Annotated in this window: 17 protein-coding genes; 8 read left to right on the forward strand and 9 right to left on the reverse strand. The window is 44.3% G+C overall.

What is annotated here, in order from left to right:
• Positions 1 to 51: 51 nt before the first annotated feature.
• Both BCU07_RS09155 and asnB read left to right on the forward strand, forming a co-directional pair.
• Positions 52 to 1,638 (forward strand): cation:proton antiporter family protein, encoded by a 1,587-nt coding sequence (locus BCU07_RS09155; protein ID WP_102428739.1) that lies wholly within the window; start codon positions 52 to 54, stop codon positions 1,636 to 1,638.
• A 235-nt stretch (positions 1,639 to 1,873) separates the two neighbouring features.
• Positions 1,874 to 3,544 carry an asparagine synthase B gene (gene asnB, locus BCU07_RS09160; protein ID WP_017062196.1) on the forward strand — a complete coding sequence of 557 codons (1,671 nt, stop codon included), beginning with the start codon at positions 1,874 to 1,876 and terminating at the stop codon, positions 3,542 to 3,544.
• A gap of 78 nt (positions 3,545 to 3,622) precedes the next feature.
• Here asnB and rfaH read toward each other — a convergent pair whose 3' ends face one another.
• On the reverse strand, positions 3,623 to 4,129 hold the full coding sequence (rfaH, locus tag BCU07_RS09165; RefSeq protein WP_017062197.1) for a transcription/translation regulatory transformer protein RfaH: 507 nt from the start codon (positions 4,127 to 4,129) through the stop codon (positions 3,623 to 3,625).
• A gap of 501 nt (positions 4,130 to 4,630) precedes the next feature.
• Between rfaH and BCU07_RS09170 the strand changes: the two genes are divergently transcribed.
• Entirely contained in the window at positions 4,631 to 6,028 is a 1,398-nt protein-coding gene (locus tag BCU07_RS09170; RefSeq protein WP_102428740.1) for a peptide MFS transporter, read from the forward strand.
• Between the two features lie 123 nt (positions 6,029 to 6,151).
• Here BCU07_RS09170 and hemH read toward each other — a convergent pair whose 3' ends face one another.
• The 3 genes from hemH to htpG form a co-directional block, all read right to left on the reverse strand.
• The gene (gene hemH / locus BCU07_RS09175) at positions 6,152 to 7,114 is read right to left on the reverse strand and encodes a ferrochelatase (RefSeq protein ID WP_017063404.1); all 963 of its coding nucleotides are present in this window, start codon (positions 7,112 to 7,114) and stop codon (positions 6,152 to 6,154) included.
• Between the two features lie 277 nt (positions 7,115 to 7,391).
• Positions 7,392 to 8,036, reverse strand: a complete 645-nt coding sequence (gene adk, locus BCU07_RS09180) for an adenylate kinase (protein WP_017062200.1) — start codon at positions 8,034 to 8,036, stop codon at positions 7,392 to 7,394.
• A 389-nt stretch (positions 8,037 to 8,425) separates the two neighbouring features.
• On the reverse strand, positions 8,426 to 10,330 hold the full coding sequence (htpG, locus tag BCU07_RS09185; protein WP_017062201.1) for a molecular chaperone HtpG: 1,905 nt from the start codon (positions 10,328 to 10,330) through the stop codon (positions 8,426 to 8,428).
• A 270-nt stretch (positions 10,331 to 10,600) separates the two neighbouring features.
• Here htpG and BCU07_RS09190 point away from each other — a divergent pair, with 270 nt between their 5' ends.
• From BCU07_RS09190 to BCU07_RS09200, 3 genes are all read left to right on the forward strand, one after another.
• The gene (locus BCU07_RS09190) at positions 10,601 to 11,512 is read left to right on the forward strand and encodes a transcriptional regulator (protein ID WP_102428741.1); all 912 of its coding nucleotides are present in this window, start codon (positions 10,601 to 10,603) and stop codon (positions 11,510 to 11,512) included.
• A 1-nt stretch (position 11,513) separates the two neighbouring features.
• Positions 11,514 to 12,029, forward strand: coding sequence for a regulatory protein ToxS (locus BCU07_RS09195; protein WP_102428742.1), 516 nt, complete (start codon positions 11,514 to 11,516; stop codon positions 12,027 to 12,029).
• A 135-nt stretch (positions 12,030 to 12,164) separates the two neighbouring features.
• The gene (locus BCU07_RS09200; RefSeq protein WP_017062204.1) at positions 12,165 to 12,485 is read left to right on the forward strand and encodes a SelT/SelW/SelH family protein; all 321 of its coding nucleotides are present in this window, start codon (positions 12,165 to 12,167) and stop codon (positions 12,483 to 12,485) included.
• A gap of 24 nt (positions 12,486 to 12,509) precedes the next feature.
• Here BCU07_RS09200 and yfcE read toward each other — a convergent pair whose 3' ends face one another.
• The 5 genes from yfcE to BCU07_RS09225 are packed head-to-tail and all read right to left on the reverse strand — an operon-like array spanning position 12,510 to position 15,372.
• Positions 12,510 to 13,055: a phosphodiesterase gene (gene yfcE, locus BCU07_RS09205; RefSeq protein WP_017068995.1), complete on the reverse strand. Its 546-nt coding sequence runs from the start codon at positions 13,053 to 13,055 to the stop codon at positions 12,510 to 12,512.
• A 47-nt stretch (positions 13,056 to 13,102) separates the two neighbouring features.
• Positions 13,103 to 13,510 (reverse strand): CBS domain-containing protein, encoded by a 408-nt coding sequence (locus tag BCU07_RS09210; protein ID WP_017062206.1) that lies wholly within the window; start codon positions 13,508 to 13,510, stop codon positions 13,103 to 13,105.
• On the reverse strand, positions 13,507 to 13,857 hold the full coding sequence (locus BCU07_RS09215; RefSeq protein WP_017062207.1) for a P-II family nitrogen regulator: 351 nt from the start codon (positions 13,855 to 13,857) through the stop codon (positions 13,507 to 13,509). The genes BCU07_RS09210 and BCU07_RS09215 overlap by 4 nt, the downstream gene beginning before the upstream one ends.
• The gene (locus BCU07_RS09220) at positions 13,847 to 14,641 is read right to left on the reverse strand and encodes a DUF1538 domain-containing protein (RefSeq protein ID WP_017062208.1); all 795 of its coding nucleotides are present in this window, start codon (positions 14,639 to 14,641) and stop codon (positions 13,847 to 13,849) included. The genes BCU07_RS09215 and BCU07_RS09220 overlap by 11 nt, the downstream gene beginning before the upstream one ends.
• Positions 14,638 to 15,372 (reverse strand): DUF1538 domain-containing protein, encoded by a 735-nt coding sequence (locus BCU07_RS09225; protein WP_102428743.1) that lies wholly within the window; start codon positions 15,370 to 15,372, stop codon positions 14,638 to 14,640. The genes BCU07_RS09220 and BCU07_RS09225 overlap by 4 nt, the downstream gene beginning before the upstream one ends.
• A gap of 350 nt (positions 15,373 to 15,722) precedes the next feature.
• Between BCU07_RS09225 and BCU07_RS09230 the strand changes: the two genes are divergently transcribed.
• Positions 15,723 to 16,637, forward strand: a complete 915-nt coding sequence (locus BCU07_RS09230; protein WP_102428744.1) for a TIGR01777 family oxidoreductase — start codon at positions 15,723 to 15,725, stop codon at positions 16,635 to 16,637.
• Between the two features lie 43 nt (positions 16,638 to 16,680).
• On the forward strand, positions 16,681 to 17,508 hold the full coding sequence (locus BCU07_RS09235; protein ID WP_102428745.1) for an SDR family oxidoreductase: 828 nt from the start codon (positions 16,681 to 16,683) through the stop codon (positions 17,506 to 17,508).
• The last annotated feature ends 313 nt before the right edge of the window (positions 17,509 to 17,821 follow it).

Genomic DNA, 17,821 nt, shown 5'->3' on the forward strand with positions numbered 1-17,821 from the left:
TTGTATAAACACGGCCCGTTTTTTTAAGCTAGGGAACTACAACAACAAGTTATGGAACTTATATTAATATCCACTGCGTTTATCGCAGGATTTATTGCTTTAAAGTGTCACCTTCCCCCATTAGTTGGTTTTTTGGTTGCAGGCTTTGGGCTTTTTGCCTTTGGCTTTGAAACCAATGACACCATCATTACTTTAGCTGACCTTGGTGTCACGCTGCTTCTATTTACTATCGGCTTAAAGCTCGATATCAAAACCCTATTCTCTAAAGAGATCTGGGCTGGCGCGACAATCCACAACCTTTTGTCCACTCTGTTTTTCGCCGTCGCCCTGTTTGGCTTTAAGTTCTTAGGTATTTCATCGCTAGCTGCCATGTCGGTAGAACAGATCGTTCTGCTCGGTTTTGCTCTTTCATTCTCTAGTACTGTATTTGCGGTTAAGACTCTGCAAGAGAAAGGCGAAATGAATGCGACCTACGGAACGTTAGCGATTGGTATCTTGGTCATGCAGGATATCTTCGCCGTAGTATTCTTAACGGCTTCTACGGGCAAAATACCTGAGTGGTATGCAATTGCTCTGTTTGCCCTACCCTTATTACGCCCACTGTTCTACAAAGTGCTCAATTGGGTTGGTCACGGTGAGATGCTGGTTCTTTCCGGCATCTTCTTCGCATTAGTCGTCGGTGCTGGTTTATTCCATTTGGTTGGTGTGAAACCAGATTTGGGGGCTCTTGTTCTAGGTATGTTACTTGCTGGTCACCCAAAAGCCTCAGAATTATCAAAGTCGCTGTTTAACCTTAAAGAACTTTTCCTTGTCTGTTTCTTCTTGAATATTGGTCTGTCAGAGCAACCAACCATTCAAGGCTTTATGCTCGCAATCTTGTTCTTGCTGATGCTGCCAGTGAAAGGTGTTCTCTACTTCTTGGTACTCAACCGCTTCAAGTTCCGTGTTCGAACGTCTCTACTTGCCTCGCTATCACTGTTTAACTATAGCGAGTTTGGCCTCATCGTTGGTGGTCTCGCCTTCAAGATGGGTTGGATGTCGGGTGATATCTTAGTTGCCGTTGCCATTGCAGTTTCACTGTCTTTTCTAATCGCTGCTCCTTTAAACCGAGCTGGTCATAAGCTTTATCAGCAGTCAGGTAAATGGCTAAAAGAGCATGCGTCAGAAAAGCTTCACCGACGTGATAAGCGAATTGACCCTGGTCGTGCCCAAGTGCTTATTCTAGGTATGGGCCGAATTGGTACCGGTGCTTATGACGAATTACGTACTCGCTATGGCAAGGTCAGCCTAGGTGTAGAAGTGCGTGAAGAAGCCGCGCACAACCACAGAAGCCAAGGCAGAAACGTGATTTCTGGCGACGCGACTGACCCAGATTTCTGGGAGCGAATTCTAGATACAGCAAACGTAAAGCTGGTGATTTTGGCAATGCCTCACCACCAAGGTAATCAAACCGCTTTAGAACAATTAAAGTCACGTAACTTTAAAGGCCAAATTGCGGCTATTGCTGAATATCCCGATCAACTCGAAACACTGAAAGAGAATGGCGTTGATGCGGCATTCAACATTTACAGCGAGGCTGGTAGTGGTTTTGCTCGCCACGTTTGCGAACAGTTAAATCCAAATATCAATAAAATCTAGTATTAGACAGTGTTCAACTAAACCTCTCAAAACTGACTATTTTTCGCACTTTTGAGAGGTTTTTGTTTAAAAAACCAACCGCAATTAAACATCACACACCAAAAGCACATAAAAATTAGATAATTTCTAACAGAACACCCTTTATATTATTTTTTTGCTCACATCCGGTTGCTTTTTTTAGCCAGAATGGCAAATTGAATGCAGTTGATTTGGAAATTATTTAAAAGGAAGTTCTATGTGTTCAGTATTTGGCATTCTCGACATTAAAAGTGATGCCGCAGCACTTCGCCCTATTGCTTTAGAAATGTCTAAGAAGCTTCGTCACCGTGGTCCAGACTGGTCTGGTATCTATGCTGGTGAAAAAGCAATCCTTGCTCATGAACGTCTTGCTATTGTTGGCTTGAACAGTGGTGCTCAACCACTATACAGTCAAGACAAAAAGCACATTCTTGCAGTAAACGGTGAAATTTATAACCACAAAGAACTTCGTGCACGCTATGAAGATAAGTACCAGTTCCAGACTGATTCTGACTGTGAAGTTATCCTAGCGCTATACCAAGAGATGGGTGCAGACCTTCTAGAAGAGCTTAACGGTATTTTCGCATTCGTTTTATACGACGAAGAGAAAGACGAGTACCTAGTGGGCCGCGACCATATTGGTATTATCCCGCTTTACCAAGGTTACGATGAGCACGGCAACTACTACGTGGCTTCAGAGATGAAAGCATTGGTTGAAGTATGTAAGACGATCAGTGAATTCCCTCCAGGTAGCTTCTACTCTTCGAAAGATGCTGAACCTCAACGCTACTACATCCGCGATTGGAACGAGTACGCTGCGGTACAAGGCAACAGCACAAGCAAAGAAGAACTGACTGAAGCGCTAGAAGCAGCCGTTAAACGTCAACTAATGACTGACGTTCCTTACGGTGTACTTCTATCTGGTGGCCTGGATTCATCAATTACTTCAGCAGTTGCAAAACGCTTTGCGGCAATGCGTATCGAAGATGATGAGCAATCTGAAGCTTGGTGGCCACAACTGCACTCGTTCGCTGTTGGTCTTGAAGGCGCACCAGACCTTATCGCTGCTCGTGAAGTTGCGGACAAGATCGGAACTGTGCACCATGAGATGACTTACACTATTCAGGAAGGCCTAGACGCAATCCGTGACGTTATCTACCATATCGAAACTTACGATGTAACGACGATTCGTGCATCAACGCCAATGTACTTGCTGGCTCGTAAGATCAAAGCGATGGGCATCAAGATGGTACTTTCAGGTGAAGGTGCTGATGAAATCTTTGGTGGTTACCTGTACTTCCATAAAGCGCCAAACGCGAAAGAGTTCCACGAAGAGACAGTACGTAAACTGCTTGCTCTAAGCATGTTCGACTGTGCTCGTGCAAACAAATCGCTAGCGGCATGGGGTGTTGAAGGCCGTGTACCATTCTTGGATAAAGAGTTCATCGATGTCGCAATGCGTCTGAACCCTGAAGATAAGATGTGCGGTAACGGTAAGATGGAGAAACACATCCTGCGTGAGTGTTTTGAAGACTACCTACCAGATTCAATCGCATGGCGTCAAAAAGAGCAGTTCTCTGATGGTGTTGGCTACGATTGGATTGATACATTGAAAGCAACGGCTGAAGCAAAAGTAACGGATCAACAAATGGAAGCTGCTAAGTTCCGTTTCCCTTACAACACGCCAACAACCAAAGAAGGTTATGCTTACCGTGAAATCTTTGAGGAGCTATTCCCTCTAGAATCTGCGGCAGAGTGTGTACCTGGTGGTCCTTCAGTTGCTTGTTCATCAGCGAAAGCGATTGAGTGGGATGAGTCATTCAAAAACTGTGTCGACCCATCAGGCCGTGCAGTACAAGCCGTTCACAACGATGCTTACAACGCTTAGAGCGTTTTGAACAAATCCTAAAGACTAAAAAAGGCGCATTATGCGCCTTTTGTTTTAAGCCTATTTTTATTACTGCAGTTATGCGCGAGCTTGTAGTGCTTCGTTCTCAATACTGATTGGAACGACTTGGCTGATCATTTTCACCAGCATAATCGATCGAGCCTCACCGTCTTTCTGATCGAAAATAGCTTCAACCCCAGCAAATTGGCCACTCTGAATCTTAACTACCTGTCCAGATTCAAACTCAACACAACAATCTTCCACTTCGTTACTGCAGCACTTCTCAAACTCTTTAAGTTCAAACACCAAGTCTCCTTGGACCTCGTGCGGCAGTGAACCGAACTTAATAAAGTCCACAACGCCACGTGTTGAACGAACGGTCGTGAAGCTAGGACCTTGCTCATAATCGAAGCGAACAAAGATGTAAGACGGAAACAGCGGTTCTTTGACCTGCTTTTCTTTCCCTCTCACCACCTTTTTGACTTCTATTTGAGGGTAAAAGCACTCTACCCCCTGATTCTCTAAGTGCTGCTGAGCGCGTTTTTGATCACCACGCTTACAGTAAAGCAAATACCAACGTTTCATTTAACTAGCCATTTTATATTTTTAGATATTTTACCACATGCCTAAAACGGTTGAATCGCCATTAATAAAATGAATCGTTGCTAACGAAAAATAATGCGTAGCAGACCAATTTATCAACAAAAAGTTATAGGTGTCGGAGTGGTTAAGCATTGTACAGAGATCATTTAGAGATCAAAAGACTCATTGTTGTAAGCATATGTATACCCCACCTAATGAGCACACCACTCCCTTTAAACTCAAAATGATACACCAGAGCAATGCATCTAAAGATTTTTATTCAACACGACTTTAATAAAGGTTATTAACCAACCAGCTCAAATCTGGAAAATTAGTTTGCAGCACACTTAAAATGGGCAACATTAAAAATAAAGATGATTAATATCAATACCTTAGCTAAACCAAGTTGTCGTAACCATAAAATACGTCTATTGCAGACTTTTATCCCACTGTGTATACATGAATGACCATAAAATCTTTTAATACCTAAAATTAGTAAAACTTATGCCAAGCAACCACAACATCTTTGGCCACCCTAGAGGCCTATTTCTACTTTTTAGCACAGAGCTATGGGAACGTTTCTCTTACTATGCGATGCGCGCCATCCTTGTCTTATTTTTGACTGACACTACCCTCAACGGTGGACTGGGTTGGTCAACGAAAGACGCACTCGATCTCTACGGTATTTACACCGGTTTAGTCTACATCACACCATTAATTGGTGGCTGGATTGCCGATAACTACCTAGGTCAGCGTAAATCAATTCTGATTGGCGGTGTATTAATGGCACTTGGCCAATTTACACTGGCTCTACCTAACGGCTTCATCGGTTTAAACCAAGTGAACGCTCTGTACCTTGGTTTAGCACTGCTAATCAGTGGTAACGGTATGTTTAAGCCGAACATCTCAACCATGGTTGGCGATCTGTACCAAGAAGGCGATAACCGCCGTGACGGTGCTTTCACCATTTTCTACATGGGCATCAACTTAGGTGCGCTGCTTGGTGGATTAATTTCAGGTGCTGCTGTCGATTCATTCGGTTGGAAAGCAGGTTTCCTAGCCGCTGGTATTGGTATGGTTATTAGCTTGATCATGCAAGTGACAATGGCTCAGTCTTGGTTAGGCAACATCGGTTCTGTACCTGCTGCTGCAAGAGCGAAAGCACTGAACAAATCTAAAGAAAAAGCGCCACTGACCAAAGAAGAGTTCGACAGACTAAAAGTGATTCTTATCATGGGTCTGTTCGTGATTGTATTCTGGGCGGGCTTTGAACAAGCTGGCGGCCTAATGAACATCTACACTCAACAATATACTGACCGTATGATTGGTGGCTTTGAAGTTCCTGCTGCGTGGTTCCAATCTTTGAACCCATTCTTCATCATTACACTTGCTCCAATCATTGCTGCGTTCTGGGTGAAACTGGGTAAGCGTGAACCCAACTCTCCTGTGAAGTTTGCAATGGCATTGTTCTTCTTAGCACTGGGCTTTGTGTGCATGATGGGCGCGGTAATGGAGCAAGGCGGTGACCTAACAGTGAAAACATCAATGCTATGGCTAGTCGGCGCTTTCTTCTTCCATACCCTTGGTGAGCTTTGTCTATCTCCTATTGGCCTGTCGTTGGTCACTAAGTTAGCTCCGCTTCGCCTAGCATCATTGATGATGGGTGCATGGTTTGGCTTCAATGCGGTGGCAAACTACGTGGCAGGCCTGGTTGGTTCTCACGTTGGTGAGCTTGGTGCTATGTCAATCTTCAGTGGTATTGCTATCACAGCAACGGTGAGTGGCATATTACTGCTGCTTTGTGCTGGTAAGCTTGTGTCATGGATGCACGGCGTAGAAACCAACATGACGCTTGAAGCAGAGCCTAAAGCTAAGCAAGCAACAGAGACATCTGCGGCTTAACTCTCAAGCTGTTTCAAAACGAAATATCCTGATCAAAAAGGGCTGCTCAATGAGCAGCCCTTTTGTTATTTGTATTATGCGCCTTAATGCTAACGATAAGTCATAATCAAGGCTCAGCATCTGTTAGCGATACAGCGCCACTAACTCTGCCATCATATCGATGTGCGAATCTCTGTCGTTCAGACACATAATGTAGCTAAAGTCCGAACCACCAGCGTCAATGAAAGTCTCTTTACACTGGTCTGAAATCTCTTCCAACGTTTCCAAACAGTCAACCGAAAAGGCAGGTGCCATAATGTCGATCTTCTTGATGCCTTTACTCGGCAGTGATTCAAGTGTCTCGTCAGTGTATGGCTTCAACCACTCTTCTCGACCAAATCGCGATTGGTATGTCATTGTGATATCGTCCGCTGACAAACCTAACTCTGCCGCAAGCAGCTTTGTTGTCGCTTCACAATGCTGAGGGTAGATATCGCCTTCATCAGCCAGTCGCTTCGGAATACCGTGGAAAGAACACACTAAATGATCGGCTCTGCCATTTTTATCCCAATGACTGCGGACGCTTTCAGCCAATGCTTTGGCATAGCTTGGGTGCGCGTAGTAGTCGCGAATAAAGCGATAGCTCGGGATAACTGGCATCTGCTTAAAGGCTTTGGTTAAACCATCAGAAACCGCCGCTGTGGTTGTACCAGAGTACTGCGGATATAAAGGCAGTACGATGATGTCCTCAACGCCCTGCTCCATCAGTTGCTCAACACCAGTCTTTAGGCTTGGGTTGCCATAGGTCATACCCAGTGCAACAGGCATCTCTAGCTTCTTCTGGAGCTTTTCAGCTTGTCTTTGAGAGTACACAAGCAGTGGTGAGCCTTCATCCATCCAGACAGACTGATACAGCTTAGCAACTTTAGGCGAGCGAATCGGTAAAATCACCCCATGTAATATAGGACACCAAAGCCAACGCGTTAGGTTTACAACTCGCTTGTCGTGTAAGAATTCACTCAAAAATCGACGAACGCCAGCGGGGGTCGCCGAATCTGGAGTTCCTAAGTTCACCAGTAAAACACCCTGCTTTTTATTATTTTCCATAGATACCTGAGACCAATATGTGATTTTCTGGAAAGTAATATACTAATCTGCATAAGTTTAAGATCATTGCGCCTCAATGAAAGTCTGAATAATCACTCTTCATATGAGATACACAACATCCACTCTCAATTGCTAGCCACTGCCATCGGGTCTGAACCGTTCTGAATCATGTGCAATCAAATTATCTAGATTGGTATCGTACTAAAAATTGAAACAAAAAAAGCGACCCTTAAGGTCGCTTCCAATATATCAAATTCTAAAACTGGCTGTTAGCCAATTATGCTAGTGCTTTCTCAAGTTCTGCACTAACTTCAGCAACTTGCTTAGTACCATCAAACTTAAGGTACTGAGTGTTGCCTGCTTCAGCTTCTTTACCGTAGTAAGAGATTAGCGGAGCTGTTTGATCGTGGTATACACCTAGACGTGCACGAACTGTTTCTTCTTTGTCGTCATCACGTACCACTAGGTCTTCACCCGTTACGTCATCTTTACCTTCTTCTTTAGGCGGATTGTACACAGTGTGGTATGTACGACCAGAAGGAAGGTGAGCACGACGACCAGCCATACGCTCAACAATCACATCGTCAGCTACGTCAAATTCAACAACGTAATCAACAGCGATGCCCATTTCTTTTAGGCCATCAGCTTGTGGGATTGTGCGTGGGAAACCGTCTAGTAGGAAACCTTTCTCACAGTCATCTTGAGCGATACGCTCTTTGATAAGACCAAGGATAATTTCATCAGAAACTAGCTGACCAGCGTCGATTACTGATTTTGCTTGCTTACCAAGCTCAGTACCCGCTTTGATAGCAGCACGTAGCATGTCACCAGTTGAAATTTGAGGGATACCAAATTTGTTCATGATGAAGTTAGCTTGAGTACCTTTACCCGCGCCAGGAGCACCTAGAAGAATGATGCGCATGTTTAATCCTCTTATAAAATTATGATTTATACCGAAGCTCACTATCCCTCCATTCTTGCTCATTTTTAGGATGAACAGAAAGCGTTAAGTAACCATTGAGGCTAAGCAAAACTGTGAACAGAAGCAAAACGGTAAGTTTCGGTATAACGTTTAAAAATCATACAACTGGAGATAGTCGCTTCTTAGCCCCAGCTGATTAGGTCGAGCATTCTATCACATTAATATTCAATTTGGCTGAATTTACGACTAAAGAATGCATCGACAACATTTGTTGTGACGATAACGGTGACGTTGACCACGTTAGGTCAATTTTCAACGACGTTCATAAAAAAAAGCCCGCATTTGCGAGCTTTTTATTGTAATTGTTGGCTTAACCTAAAGTCGAAAGACTAACGCTTTGTTAGTAGCTCGTTGATTGCACCCAAGAATTGTGACGGATCTTCCATTGAGCCCTTTTCAGCCAGCATCGCTTGACCAAGTAGCAACTCAACCCAACGACCAAACGCTTGCTCGTCTGCTTCGTCAGCCATCTGTTTAACCAGTGCGTGCTCAGGGTTAATCTCGAAGATGTACTTCACTTCCGGTGCCGCTTGACCCGCAGCTTCAAGAAGCTTCGCCATTTGCGTGCCCATTTCGAAGTCGTCAGTCACAACAACCGCAGGTGTTGTTGCTAGCTTGAAGGTCGTACGAACTTCTTTAACACGACCACCTAGGTAAGATTGAGTGCGCTCTACAACAGATTTGAACTCTTCTTCTGTCTCTTTTTGCTTCTCTTTCTCTTCTTCACCTTCAAACTTGCTTAGGTCTAAGCCTGCTTTAGTGATCGATTGGAACTGTTTACCGTCGAAGTCAGTCAGGTAGTTCATTACGTACTCATCAATACGATCGTACATTAGAACCACTTCAATACCTTTAGCTTTGAACTGCTCCAAGTGTGGGCTGTTCTTAGCGGCAGCGTAGCTATCTGCTGTCAGGTAGTAAATCTTATCTTGGCCTTCTTTCATGCGCTCAACGTAAGATTCTAGGCTGATGGTTTGTTCAGCAGAATCCACTTCCGTTGACGAGAAACGAAGTAGACCAGCGATCTTCTCTTTGTTCGCCATATCTTCAGCCGGGCCTTCTTTCAATACTAGGCCGAACTCTTTCCAAAACTCTAGGTACTTATCATTGTCATTCTTCGCCATGCGCTCAAGCATAGTCAGTACACGCTTGGTACATGCGCCACGAAGAGACTGAGTTACCTTGTTGTCTTGCAGGATTTCACGAGACACGTTCAATGGCAGATCGTTTGAGTCAATCAAGCCACGAACGAAACGCATGTAAGATGGCATGAACTGCTCTGCGTCATCCATGATGAATACACGCTGCACGTAAAGTTTCAAGCCACTCTTGTGGTCACGGTTCATCATGTCCCAAGGTGCTTTCGCTGGGATGTAAAGCAGGCTTGTGTAATCGTTCTTACCTTCAACCTTGTTGTGGCTCCAGGTTAGTGGATCAGCAAAGTCGTGAGATACGTGTTTGTAAAACTCTTGGTACTCTTCTTTCTCGATATCAGACTTGTTACGAGTCCAAAGTGCTTGCGCCTTGTTGATCTGTTCCCAATGTTTCTCTTCGGTGTCTTTACCTTCGTCATCTTTCACTGCTGTGAAGATAGAAACAGGAATGCCGATGTGGTCAGAATATTTACCAATCACTTCACGCAGACGCCACTCATTTAAGAACTCTTTACCGTCTTCACGCATGTGCAGAACGATGTCAGTACCACGAGACTCTTTAGTGATGTCTTCGATTGTGTAATCGCCTTCACCTGCAGAGTGCCACTGAACAGCTTCATTGTTCGGCAGGCCAGCTGCACGTGTGCGAACCGTTACCGCGTCTGCGACGATGAATGCAGAATAGAAACCCACACCAAATTGACCAATCAGTTGAGAGTCTTTGCTTTGGTCTTCAGACAGCTTTGAGAAAAAATCTGCAGTGCCTGACTTAGCAATCGTACCTAAATGCTCAATAACGTTGTCGCGGCTCATACCGATACCGTTATCAGAAATGGTTAACGTGTTTGCTTCCGCGTTGAAAGAAAGTTTTACACCTAGATCTGCATCACCTTGGTAAAGGTCACCGTTCGATAGAGCTTGAAAACGAAGCTTATCAGCCGCGTCAGATGCGTTAGAGATCAGCTCACGTAGAAAGATTTCTTTATTTGAATACAGTGAGTGAATCATTAGATGAAGTAGTTGTTTTACTTCAGATTGAAAGCCACGAGTCTCTTTATTTTGCGTTGCCGTTTCGCTCATTTTTACTCCAAAACATCTATACTTTATGTTGAATAATCATAGGGGCGTAACACTTGATGCCACTCTTCTGTTCATTAACATGAGGATGACAAATGTAAATTCAAGGTCAAAAATCATAAAAACACTGTTTTTTTGATCTGTTTTTATTATCCTTGAGTCTGATAAATATAAAAGAACATAAAAGAAGCCATGATTTGGTGAAGAATTAACGGAACTTCACCTGAGATTTGTCTATTTCGCACCCAAAACAATCAAAAATAGAAGAATTCAATGAGCAATATCGGCACAAAGTTTATTCTCGCACAGCGGTTCGTATTCGACCCAAACAGCAATTCACTTGTTGATCAAATGAGCGACGGTGAAGTCGTTCGTCTTGGTAGCAATGAAAGCCGCATTCTCCTGATGCTGTCAGAAAGACCCAATGAAGTTATCACTCGCAATGAATTGCATGAGTATGTTTGGCGAGACCAAGGCTTTGAGGTGGATGACTCAAGCTTAACGCAAGCCGTATCGACTCTGAGAAAGATGCTCAAAGACTCGACTAAATCTCCTGAATTCGTAAAAACAGTACCAAAGCGCGGTTACCAATTTATTGCGACCGTTGAGCGCTCTGCGCCACTGTCATCAAATGATCAGCCAGTAGCCGCTGAAATTGCAGAAAATGACGTTGAACCTATCCTAACGTTTGCAACGCCTGCAGCGACTGAACAAGCAATCACTGACACATTTGAACCTGAGCCAATTACAAAAGTTCAACAAACTAAAGTGGCAGTAGAACCAGCAACCGCTCCTGTTGTAGCTCCAACTAAAAGCACCAATAAATGGTTAACATTTTGGTTACTGCTTGCCGCTTTCATCATGCCGATTCTCGTTTTAACGTTTACTACCCCGGTGGAGTCCGAGTTCACGGTTTTGACTGAAGTGGATGGTGTAAAGGTTCAATCACCGGTTAACCACCCAGACCTCAGCAGTTGGCTGCCAGCAATAGAAAAGTGTGTATTAAGTTACAACACGAGTCACACTGGTGTGTTAAAGCCGGCTGAAGTGATCGCTACAGGAGGACAAACCAATAACCTTGCCCTCAATTACATTCACCCGCAAGATTACTCGAGCGAAAATGTAACCCTAAGAATTTACGCAAACCAGTCGGATGTAAACGACATTTGTAATGGTGGTAAGTAACATGAAATTAAAAGTATCGATTATCTTACTGGTTCTATCGGCATTTTTGAGTGGTTGGCTATATTGGAGCAGCAATGCAAAAGTAGAGCGCTTGCTCACTCAGCATGAATGGCAGTCGAGAATGGTGACGCTGATTAGCGATAACAAGCAAGCTGACTCAATCGGCCCACTTCGTAGAGTTGAACTATCATCGAATGCGAAATACCTACCAAATGGTACATATTTAAGAATGTCAGTGGTTAGACTTTACGGTAATCAAACTGAGCCTGCGAATGTCATCAACATCTCTGAAACGGGTCAGTGGGATATTAACGATAACTACTTACTGGTTTCGCCAACGGAGTTTAAAGATGTAACTTCGGCTGAGCGCCAAGACTTTTCGGAAGAGCAACTCGAGCTGATCACTCAAGTCATTAAGATGGACGCAGAGCAAAGCCGCCGCATAGATATTGTTAACCCGAAGGCACTGCTACTGACTAGCTTAAATCATGGTTCTACCGTATTGTTTTCAAACTAAGATTGGATCGCTATTTACTGTTTATGAATAGCTGAATACCATGAAACGGTAAACCAATAGAAAAAAGGGGCATGAAGCCCCTTTTTTGTTAGCCGTTGGTATCAAATTACGGATGTAGCATTTTAAGGATTAACCATGAAAACGGAACAACCTAATCTGGCGCCAGCGAAAGAGACAGCAACAAAAGCCACAATCGCGATACACTATTGCCGTCAATGCAATTGGATGCTTCGCTCTAGTTGGTTATGCCAAGAGCTACTGCATACCTTCAGCGAAGAAATTGAACAAGTGAGCTTACACCCAGACACAGGAGGCAGGTTCGAAATCTTTTGTAATGGTGTGCAGATTTGGGAAAGAAAAGCAGATGACGGTTTTCCAGAGGCGAAAGTTCTGAAGCAAAGAGTACGAAACATCATTGCTCCAGACAGAGATCTCGGCCACGTGGACTCAAAATAAGCCTTTCACAGCCGATCCAATGATTTAAAGCTGACCACTCACGAGAACATCACCTTCAAGGCTAATGACTTTGAAGGTATTGTTTTCATAGATGCCATAGCTTGCCGCGTGTCCCTCTCGTGGGAATGTCACCGAGCTAGGGTTAAAGATAAAGATGTCATCTTGGTATTCGGCGACAGGAATATGGGTATGACCGTGTGCAATGATATCGCCCGCCTTCAACGCAGGGCGTTTATTGGTGTTGTACAAATGGCCATGCGTTAGGAAGATACGCTGGCCTGATTCTAATAGCACCCACGAGTAATCCATCATCATTGGAAAAGACAACAACATCTGATCCACTTCGCTATCGCAGTTACCACGAACGGCAATGATCTCTTGAGAAAACGCATTCAACTTATCTGCAACCGCCGGCGGGTTGTATCCTTCTGGAATCGGATTTCTTGGTCCATGATTCAGAATGTCACCCAATAGAACTAAATATTGCGCACCAGATGCTTGGTAGAGTTCTAATACCTTTTCTGTTGCTGGCAGCGAACCGTGTAGGTCTGAAGCAAAAAATAATTTCACACGTACTTCTCCATAAAATTTATGAGCCTATTGTACGTATCTAAATGCTACACGTCATCTCTCGCCATACCATTGATCACGATATTATTGTAACTAACCATACCGACTATCTTGTTATCACGAACTACTGGCGCACGACTGATACCAAAGCGTTCAAACAGGCGAGCGCAATACTTTACGTTCATCTCAGCAGACACGCTTAGCGCTGGCTTGGTCATGATCTCATAAACATTGGTTCGCTTTGGAGATCGGTTCTTAGCCAGTACTTTCTTGGCAATGTCATTCATCAATACGATGCCGTATTCGTCATCTTCGTGGCGCTTATCGACAATAATTGCTTTCACTTTGTGCTTCTTCGCCATCTCTATCGCTTCTAACACTGTGGTTAGCCCATCGATAATCACGTACGTATTGGCCATGACATCACCTACTCGGATTTTTTCACTGGTACTCATAACTCATCCTCCACAACCTTAGTTAATGTCTCGACTTGATGCGCAACCCCGACTGCATCTTCGATATCGATCTGCACCGCTATACCTTGTCCTGACTCTTGGTCAAACTCACCGACTTCGCCAATAGTTTCAAGAATATGCCTCGCTAAGTGTTCCTCAACCACAAACAGCAACACATCTTTTTGTACCTCTAGCGTTAGGCCAAAGAAGGTGGTTTTTTGGTTTAAGCCTTGCCCTCTGGCGTTGTTAATCACCGTTGCTCCAGTCGCGCCCGCATCACGCGCGGCATCGAGCACAGTGTCGGTCTTGCTCTCTTCTACAAACGCTAAGATAAGTTTAAAGCGCATCTTTGCTCTCCTTAGAGGTGTGTAAACGGTTTAACCATTGTGTTATTTGGGCATAGCCCATCACTGAAATGATGGGAAATAAGCTGGCAAAGGCGATCAACCCAAAGCCATCAATAACAGGGTTTCTTCCTGGTACGGTTGAAGCGAGTCCAAGCCCGAGCGCCGTCACTAAAGGGACTGTCACCGTTGATGTAGTGACGCCACCCGAATCGTAGGCCAATGGAATAATGAGTTTTGGGGCGTAAAAGGTTTGAATGACCACGACGACATAACCAAAAATGATGTAGTAGTGGATCGGGTCACCCGCAACGATACGGTAGCTGCCCAGTGAGATACCGATAGCAACGCCCAATGCCACGGCGATCCTCAGCCCATTGACGCTGATACTGCCACCGGAAACTTGGTTCGCCTTAATCGCTACAGCAATCAAAGAGGGCTCGGCTATCGTGGTGCTGAAACCAATACAAAACGCGAAAAGATAGACCCAGTAATAATCAAACCAAGCCAAAGCAAGACCAGAACTGATCTTAAACTCAGTCAAAAAACTTGGCTCGGTGAGTTGCATTGCCATCGTCTCCCCTAGAGGGAATAACGCGAGTTCCAATCCCATCAAAAAGAGTGATAAGCCAAGAATGACGTAGAAGAAACCGATCAGCACTTTGGCTAGGTTATTGACTGGCTTTCGTAATACCGCCAACTGAAAACCGAAGATGATGATCGCAATCGGGATCACATCCATCACAGTGCCGAGAAAGGTGTCGATAAATTGCTGCACACTGATCATGTCACCACCATCCCGTACACCATGACAAACATCATCGGCAGCAGTGAAGCAAAGGCGATCAATCCAAAGCCATCAATCATCGGGTTTCGTCCTTTAATCGCCGAGGCTAAACCCACCCCTAATGCGGTCACTAACGGAACGGTGATCGTCGATGTTGTGACACCGCCAGAGTCGTACGCAATCCCAATAATGTTTTCAGGGGCGAAAGCGGTGAGCACCACGACTCCAATATAACCACCGATGATCATGTACTGAATTGGCCAGCCTTTTAAGATCCGAAGTACTCCTAATAGAATGGCAATACCGACCGATAACGCCACGGTGAAGCGCAGGCCATCGGCATATTGTTCCCTTTCATCTAAAGAGTTGGGAATAACACCACCTTCAGCTGCAACTTCTGCTGCTTCAGCAGCCACTGCGGTTAACGCGGGTTCGGCAATGGTGGTACCAAAACCTAAACAGAAAGCGAAGGTCAATAACCAAAACACGCTCCCCTTGCGAGCAAAAGCTTGAGCCATCGACTCGCCGATTGGGAACAGACCCATTTCAAGGCCAAAGATAAAGAAAGTCAGCCCAAAGACCACCAACACTAAGCCAGTTAGAATAGACAAAAGATGAGGGAGTGTTTCTTGCAAAACAGCAAGCTGGAAGAAAGCAATCACCGCCACGATCGGCAAGAGATCCCTTAGGCTACCTAACATGGCTCGAAACAAAGCAAGCACTGCCGTCATCGCAACTCCTTGTGACTGAAATTGTGTCTGGTTATTAATTACTAATAATCATGGCAAATCCTTATCATTCCTTATGTGACAAATATTACGCAGTTGGTAACATATCGGAGTAAAGTGCATAAATGTGATAGCGGTATATACCCAAGTAACCTCAAGATGCGTGGCTCAGCGAGAGTTGCCTAGTTTGCAAACGAGCTAGGTGGATTTAATTTCACTCCTGAGTAAATTGCATAAGGCGTAAATTAGGTATCACACGATTGAAACCAACTGATCGTTATAGTGATTTTTTCGTATTGATTGGCGATTAAAAACAAGCCATGTCTATAATTATGTTTAATAGGGAGATTGGTATGAAGATATTGTTAACGGGTGGTACGGGATTTATTGGCTCTGAATTGGTCAAAAGTTGGAACACTGACGACGTGACATTGTTGACGCGGAGTCCTGAAAAAGCGAAGCAAAACCTAAATCACCTCAACCAGAACAACCTTCATTACATTCAATCTCTTGATGGACTGAGCGATCTCAATGACTTCGATGTAGTGGTCAATCTTGCTGGCGAACCTATCGCTGACAAGCGTTGGAGTACGGAGCAAAAAGAGAGGATCTGTAACAGCCGCTGGCACATTACTGAAAAACTGGTCGAGTTAATTCATGCCAGCAGCAACCCGCCGAAGGCTTTTATTAGCGGCTCAGCCGTGGGTTACTATGGTGATCAACAGCAACATCCGTTTGACGAATCACTACAAGTAGAAGATGAAAGCTTCCCTCACAAAGTTTGCGCTCATTGGGAAGAGATAGCCAAGAGAGCACAATCAGAAAGCACACGCGTGATACTACTGCGAACAGGGGTTGTACTTGGCGAGAATGGCGGCGCACTCAAGAAGATGCTATTGCCTTATAAACTCGGCGTCGGTGGTCCAATAGGTTCAGGTGAGCAGTACATGCCATGGATTCACATTCTCGATATGGTGAGAGCCATCAATCACTTGTTGTCACTCCCCCACGCTCAAGGGGAATTCAATATGTGTGCCCCTCACCCTGTGACCAACAAACTGTTCAGCAGCACGTTAGCGAAACAATTAGGCCGACCGCATTTCTTATTCACGCCGAAATGGGCAATGTCGATTCTCATGGGGGAATCATCTTGTTTGCTATTTGACAGCATTCGCTCCAAGCCGAAGAAACTCACTGAGATGGGATTCATCTTTAGTTACTCAAGAATCGAGCCAGCACTAAAAAACTTGTTACAACATCAAGACTAATTCTTTACCCTAGAGCGATAGAGACTCTAATAAAGGATTAAGTGTGAACAAGTCGATTCTGATTACCGGTTGCTCAACAGGTATTGGCTATACATGTGCTCATGCACTTCAAAAGCGTGGTTTTCATGTCATTGCATCTTGTCGTGATCCACAAGATGTTCAACGCCTTCAAGATGAAGGCCTCACCTGTATTCAATTAGATCTTTCCAACCAAGAAAGTATTGAGCATGGCGCCAAGCTTGCTATTGATCTCGCACCTAATGGATTGTATGGATTATTCAATAACGGTGCTTACGGTCAAGCAGGGGCACTAGAAGACTTACCGACCCAAGGACTCAGAGAACAATTCGAAACCAACTTCTTTGGTTGGCATCATCTCGTCTGTCAGATCCTTCCGCACATGCGCGAGCGTGGCGAAGGTCGAATCGTACAAAACAGTTCCGTATTAGGTTTTGCAGCCATGAAGTATCGTGGTGCTTATAATGCTTCTAAATTCGCGATTGAGGGTTGGACAGATACCTTACGATTAGAACTGCATGGCAGCGGTATACAGATCTCATTACTGCAACCAGGGCCAATTGAGACTCAATTTAGAACCAATGCCTTGAAAGCGTTCAATAAATGGATCAACATTTCTGGCAGCGCCCACCAAGACGCTTACCAACAACAAAAAGATCGACTCGAAAAAGAATCATCGAATAACGCTTTTGTCCTGCCTCCAGAAAGTTGTATTGAGCCGTTATTCCATGCTCTCACCGCCGACAAACCCAAGCTAAGATACCGAGTTACGACCCCGACTAAAGTGTTCGCGGTATTGAAAAGGATTCTACCGAGTCGCTTGCTAGACCCTATTTTGAGAAAAGCTGCATAAATTACTAACTTTGATTGCAGAGTCGCAAACTTTAATGTAACGATGTAATTTTTCCGTAACAATAAGATGTCATGATTATCCTATCCCATCAGTTATTCCCAATTGATGGTTCTACTCTGGAAATCTCATGACTTTAAACCGCCTTAATTGGGTAGGTGTGGGTCTGGCGATTACGTTGTTTATTCTGTTTTGAGTATCTCACGCAACGCCTCACTGACTACCTCGATGATAACGCTATGCCTTCCATGTTGAGATAACAATTATATCAACATCGAAGCATAGCGTTTTTCTATTTTTGGTTCTTTTTATCCGA

The sequence above is a fragment of the Vibrio sp. 10N.261.54.E10 genome (genome assembly GCF_002877735.2).
GTDB classification, from domain to species: domain Bacteria; phylum Pseudomonadota; class Gammaproteobacteria; order Enterobacterales; family Vibrionaceae; genus Vibrio; species Vibrio crassostreae_C.

Coding starts and splice junctions, on each gene's coding strand:
- BCU07_RS09155 (WP_102428739.1), top strand. CDS start 52: ATGGAACTTATATTAATATCCACTGCGTTTATCGCAGGATTTATTGCT.
- asnB (WP_017062196.1), top strand. CDS start 1,874: ATGTGTTCAGTATTTGGCATTCTCGACATTAAAAGTGATGCCGCAGCA.
- rfaH (WP_017062197.1), bottom strand. CDS start 4,129: ATGAAACGTTGGTATTTGCTTTACTGTAAGCGTGGTGATCAAAAACGC.
- BCU07_RS09170 (WP_102428740.1), top strand. CDS start 4,631: ATGCCAAGCAACCACAACATCTTTGGCCACCCTAGAGGCCTATTTCTA.
- hemH (WP_017063404.1), bottom strand. CDS start 7,114: ATGGAAAATAATAAAAAGCAGGGTGTTTTACTGGTGAACTTAGGAACT.
- adk (WP_017062200.1), bottom strand. CDS start 8,036: ATGCGCATCATTCTTCTAGGTGCTCCTGGCGCGGGTAAAGGTACTCAA.
- htpG (WP_017062201.1), bottom strand. CDS start 10,330: ATGAGCGAAACGGCAACGCAAAATAAAGAGACTCGTGGCTTTCAATCT.
- BCU07_RS09190 (WP_102428741.1), top strand. CDS start 10,601: ATGAGCAATATCGGCACAAAGTTTATTCTCGCACAGCGGTTCGTATTC.
- BCU07_RS09195 (WP_102428742.1), top strand. CDS start 11,514: ATGAAATTAAAAGTATCGATTATCTTACTGGTTCTATCGGCATTTTTG.
- BCU07_RS09200 (WP_017062204.1), top strand. CDS start 12,165: ATGAAAACGGAACAACCTAATCTGGCGCCAGCGAAAGAGACAGCAACA.
- BCU07_RS09210 (WP_017062206.1), bottom strand. CDS start 13,510: ATGAGTACCAGTGAAAAAATCCGAGTAGGTGATGTCATGGCCAATACG.
- BCU07_RS09215 (WP_017062207.1), bottom strand. CDS start 13,857: ATGCGCTTTAAACTTATCTTAGCGTTTGTAGAAGAGAGCAAGACCGAC.
- BCU07_RS09220 (WP_017062208.1), bottom strand. CDS start 14,641: ATGATCAGTGTGCAGCAATTTATCGACACCTTTCTCGGCACTGTGATG.
- BCU07_RS09225 (WP_102428743.1), bottom strand. CDS start 15,372: ATGACGGCAGTGCTTGCTTTGTTTCGAGCCATGTTAGGTAGCCTAAGG.
- BCU07_RS09230 (WP_102428744.1), top strand. CDS start 15,723: ATGAAGATATTGTTAACGGGTGGTACGGGATTTATTGGCTCTGAATTG.